Origin of the sequence: Companilactobacillus halodurans, from assembly GCF_009600985.1 — a bacterium.
Taxonomy (GTDB): Bacteria; Bacillota; Bacilli; order Lactobacillales; family Lactobacillaceae; genus Companilactobacillus; species Companilactobacillus halodurans.
The window spans coordinates 1-4,117 of record NZ_VDFP01000046.1; the positions used below are offsets into that span (position 1 = coordinate 1).

7 protein-coding genes are annotated in these 4,117 nt (G+C 32.9%); all 7 read left to right on the forward strand.

What is annotated here, in order from left to right; translation table 11 throughout:
• Nucleotides 1-124: 124 nt before the first annotated feature.
• Nucleotides 125-304, forward strand: a complete 180-nt coding sequence (locus tag FHL06_RS11955) for a hypothetical protein (RefSeq protein WP_133422400.1) — start codon at nucleotides 125-127, stop codon at nucleotides 302-304.
• A 217-nt stretch (nucleotides 305-521) separates the two neighbouring features.
• Complete coding sequence (locus FHL06_RS11960) at nucleotides 522-1,496, forward strand: replication initiation factor domain-containing protein (RefSeq protein ID WP_153386817.1); 975 nt, start codon at nucleotides 522-524, stop codon at nucleotides 1,494-1,496.
• Nucleotides 1,448-1,648 (forward strand): hypothetical protein, encoded by a 201-nt coding sequence (locus tag FHL06_RS11965; RefSeq protein WP_133422394.1) that lies wholly within the window; start codon nucleotides 1,448-1,450, stop codon nucleotides 1,646-1,648. Before FHL06_RS11960 ends, FHL06_RS11965 begins: the two co-directional genes overlap by 49 nt.
• A 328-nt stretch (nucleotides 1,649-1,976) precedes the next feature.
• On the forward strand, nucleotides 1,977-2,360 hold the full coding sequence (locus FHL06_RS11970) for a plasmid mobilization protein (RefSeq protein WP_133422396.1): 384 nt from the start codon (nucleotides 1,977-1,979) through the stop codon (nucleotides 2,358-2,360).
• Nucleotides 2,342-2,542 carry a hypothetical protein gene (locus FHL06_RS11975; RefSeq protein WP_107537902.1) on the forward strand — a complete coding sequence of 67 codons (201 nt, stop codon included), beginning with the start codon at nucleotides 2,342-2,344 and terminating at the stop codon, nucleotides 2,540-2,542. Before FHL06_RS11970 ends, FHL06_RS11975 begins: the two co-directional genes overlap by 19 nt.
• Nucleotides 2,529-3,473, forward strand: a complete 945-nt coding sequence (locus FHL06_RS11980) for a relaxase/mobilization nuclease domain-containing protein (RefSeq protein ID WP_133422397.1) — start codon at nucleotides 2,529-2,531, stop codon at nucleotides 3,471-3,473. Before FHL06_RS11975 ends, FHL06_RS11980 begins: the two co-directional genes overlap by 14 nt.
• Complete coding sequence (locus FHL06_RS11985) at nucleotides 3,454-3,897, forward strand: DUF334 domain-containing protein (RefSeq protein WP_310806658.1); 444 nt, start codon at nucleotides 3,454-3,456, stop codon at nucleotides 3,895-3,897. Before FHL06_RS11980 ends, FHL06_RS11985 begins: the two co-directional genes overlap by 20 nt.
• Nucleotides 3,898-4,117: the final 220 nt, after the last annotated feature.

A 4,117-nucleotide genomic window follows, 5' to 3' on the forward strand; every position in this document is an offset into this window, starting at 1 on the left:
GACGAATGTCGGCATAGCGTGAGCTATTAAGCCGACCATTCGACAAGTTTTGGGATTGTTAAGGGTTCCGAGGCTCAACGTCAATAAAGCAATTGGAATAAAGCAATAAAAGGAGTTGAAGAAGATGAGTAATAATTTAGATAAGGGATTGCTTATATCAACAGTTTTAAACGTTATTCTTTGCATGCTTTTAATATTAACTATGCGATTAGAAAGTTTAACTGTATCAGTTATATTAGCAATAATCACTGGAGTAAATGCAGTATATTTAGTTGCTAAGGTTTTAAAACAGAAAAAGACCTGATCTGATTAGACCAAGTCTTTTGATAGTGTTATATTAATAAACAAATAAAAAGAAGTCGCTCACGCCCCGTCCAAAGTTTGTGAATGCGACTTACCCAAAGAAAAAACACTAAGTTGTTTTTTTATATTTTGTATATCTAGATATTAAACGATATAAGTTTATTCTTCAAGATATATATTCGGGTGAGCGACTTCTTAAATTAAGGAGTCGATTTTTTATGAGTAAAAATAATCATACAAATCACTTAGAAAATCACGATTTAGACAATTTTTCTAAAACCGGCTACTCTAATAGCCGGTTAGGTGTACATATTGATGACACCCCCCACCCAAAATTAAGTTTTGATGCGATGACAATCGTTGGGAATTTGAACAAAAACAATGCTAAAAAGCTATCTGAATTTATGAGTCTAGAACCACAAATACGACTTTGGGATATGCTTCAAACAAAATTTAAAGCTAAAGCATTACAAGAAAAAGTTTATATCGAATATGACAAAGTAAAAGCAGATACTTGGGATAGACGTAATATGCGTGTCGAATTTAATCCAAATAAACTTTCACATGAAGAAATGATTTGGTTAAAACAAAATATTATCGACTACATGGAAGATGACGGTTTTACGAGATTAGATTTAGCTTTTGATTTTGAAGATGATTTGAGCGATTACTATGCTATGTCAGATAAAGCGTTGAAAAAAACCGTTTTTTACGGAACAAGTGGCATTGCAGAAACAAAGTACTTTGGTTCTCGTGATAGTGATAGATTTATCAGAATTTATAACAAGAAAAAAGAGCGTAAAGACAATGCAGATGTTGATGTTATGTCTGAACATTTATGGCGTGTAGAAATTGAACTAAAACGAAATATGGTTGATATGTGGAATGGGTGTTTTGACGATTTGCATATATTGAAACCTGATTATACAACAATTGAAAAAGCTACAGAACGCCACACAATTATGGCGTTGTTGTTTGATGAGAATGAGTGGGGAAAATTAGAACGTAGAAGAAAATACAAAATGCGTAAACTAATGCAAAATATATCGCCAATTGATTTAACTGAATTAATGAAATTGACCTTAAAGGAAAATGAAAATCAGTTACAGAAGCATTTGAATTTTTGGTTAGGGGAGACGATTTTATGGAACAAGAAACAAAAGAACGCTTATCAAAATTTATTGAAAGTATAGAGAAACATTCACTTGAGTTAAAAGATTTAGAGAAAGATATTGAAGATAATGATTTTAATATTAAAATGCTAATCCAAGAAATAAATGTTTATACTAGTGATATTCTGTATGAGATTTATGGATTAAAAATTCATACAGAATATCCAGATTGATTTTGACTTTGAACTTAGTGAATTAAATTTTATACACGCAAGTGATCATAAAATTTATGAACGTATAGCAACCACATTTTTGGTTGCAGAGATTTTGATTTTGAATTTGGTTTTGAACTATGAGTGGCTAGCATTTTGCCACTCATTTTTTGCGTTAGCAAAAACATAAAGGGTATGGGAATATTCCCATCAAGCCGGTATATTCAGAACGAAGTGGCTAGAATATACGACGCTTGCTAAACCACAATATCACTTGGAATTTTGTTGATTATCATATAATCTACAAATATAGAAAGTCATATATTTCGAAGAAACGTGGTGGGATTGAATGAGTGAACATGATAATAATTTGGCTAGCGATTTGCCTGTTGGGGAAAACCGAAAACCCAACCGCAAAGAGCCAAAACAAATTAGTTTCAGAGTGAGCGAATCCGAATATGAAAAGTTAAGGTCATCAGCCGAAACTTTGAATATGAGTGTGCCGAATTTCGTTAAGAAAAAGGCACATGGGAGTCGATTGGTAGCGCCCAAATTTGATAAAGAGACGCGACAATCGATTGCCAAAGATTTAAGTAAGTTGGGTGCGAATGTAAATCAGATTGCTAAATATTGCAATCAACATCAACATGAAGCCCCGAATTATGAAGGCTTGGAATATAATATCAATGCAGTACGTGAAAGGTTTGATGAGATATGGCAAAAGATAAATTAAGAATTATATTTAACATTATTTTAGTTGTTTTGGTTTTAGGATATGGTGCTTTTGTATTATTCACAGATTACGGAAATGCAAAATGGTCACTTATTTTTATTGGTATTTTAATTGTTGTTGGAGTTTCAAGAGATATCATTGCACCTAAACCAACAAGTAGTGATGAAAATGGCAACAACTAAATTAGGTAATACCAAATCAGCAAGTCGAGCAATCAATTACGCAGAGAAACGTGCAAAAGAAAAAAGTGGTTTGAATTGTGATGTAGATTATGCGAAATCGGCTTTCAAACAAACAAGAGCCTTATATGGTAAAGAAGATGGGATTCAAGCACATACGGTTATTCAGTCTTTTAAACCTGGCGAAGTAACACCTGAACAATGTAATCAACTTGGCTTAGAACTTGCAGAAGAAATAGCACCTAACCATCAAGTAGCTGTTTATACGCATACAGATAAAGACCATTATCATAATCATATTGTGATTAATTCAGTTGATCTAGAAACTGGAAAGAAATATCAAAGTAATAAAAAACAACGTGAATTAGTTAAAAGAGCAAATGATGAAATATGTATTTCACATAATCTATCAATTCCAAACAGACAGGCAAAAATTCGCTACACTCAGGCAGAAAAAGCTATTGTTTTTGATAAAGAAGAATATTCTTGGAAAGATGAATTACGTGAATTGATTGAAAATGCAAAAGAACATACAAGCAATTTAGAGACGTTTTCAGAGCATTTAGAAGAAAAAGGGGTAAAAGTTAAGCTTCGTGGCGAAACAATCTCATATAAGCCTGAAAATGCAAATAAATGGGTGCGTGGAAGAACGCTAGGTTCAGATTATGAAAAAGGGGCGATTGACTATGAGCATGAAAGACATCAAGAACAACAAAGAGAACCCAAATATGCAGACGGATTCAAGGTCAACTGGGACGCAGTCGAGCAGCACACAAAACAACTTGAAAAACGAAGAATTGAACGAACTCAAAAGACAAAACAAGCTAATAGTAAAGTATTTGGGAGAGATACAAGAGAGTCAGAAAACGAGAGAGAAAGAACAAGAAGCAATCACATCAAAATTGAAAGAGACGATGAAGGACTTTCGAGATAATAGCATAAAAACACATAATGATTTTGTGAGATTACTTCAAGATAATTTAAAAAAAGTGAATACAGAAGATATTCAATCAGAACTACGACAAGATATTCGTAAAGTTCAAGATGAAAACGAAGAAATGTTACGTAAAGTGAGAGCATCACATGAACACTATCAAAAAAGGCAGAAACAGTTATTTACAGGTATTGGGGCTATGTTGTTAGTCTTTATGTTATTTGCTTTAATTATGACCATAGGCAGTGATTTTATGAGTTTCTTGCATGTAGATGTATTACAGAAAGCCATAGCGAGCAAAATAAGAGCGTCTGAGGGCTTTATGACATTTGTTTGGTATATTGCTTATGGTTTACCTTATATATTTGCTATAGGACTATTTATTGGCTTGTATGAATGGATTAGAGCAAGGTTTCACGATTAAAAAGTAATGTGATAAAGTTTGCTAAAAAGGAGATAGAAAATGCTTATATTTTTATTTATTTTGGCTTGTGGTCTTTTAGGTTATTTTTTGATTAATCGTTCTAAAAAAGATTAGGAAACGCATTTATGCCGAGAAAATTTATTGAAGTTGAGAAGAACCCTTAACTAAACTTGCAGACGAATGTCGGCATAGCGTGAGCTATTAAGCCGACCATTCGACA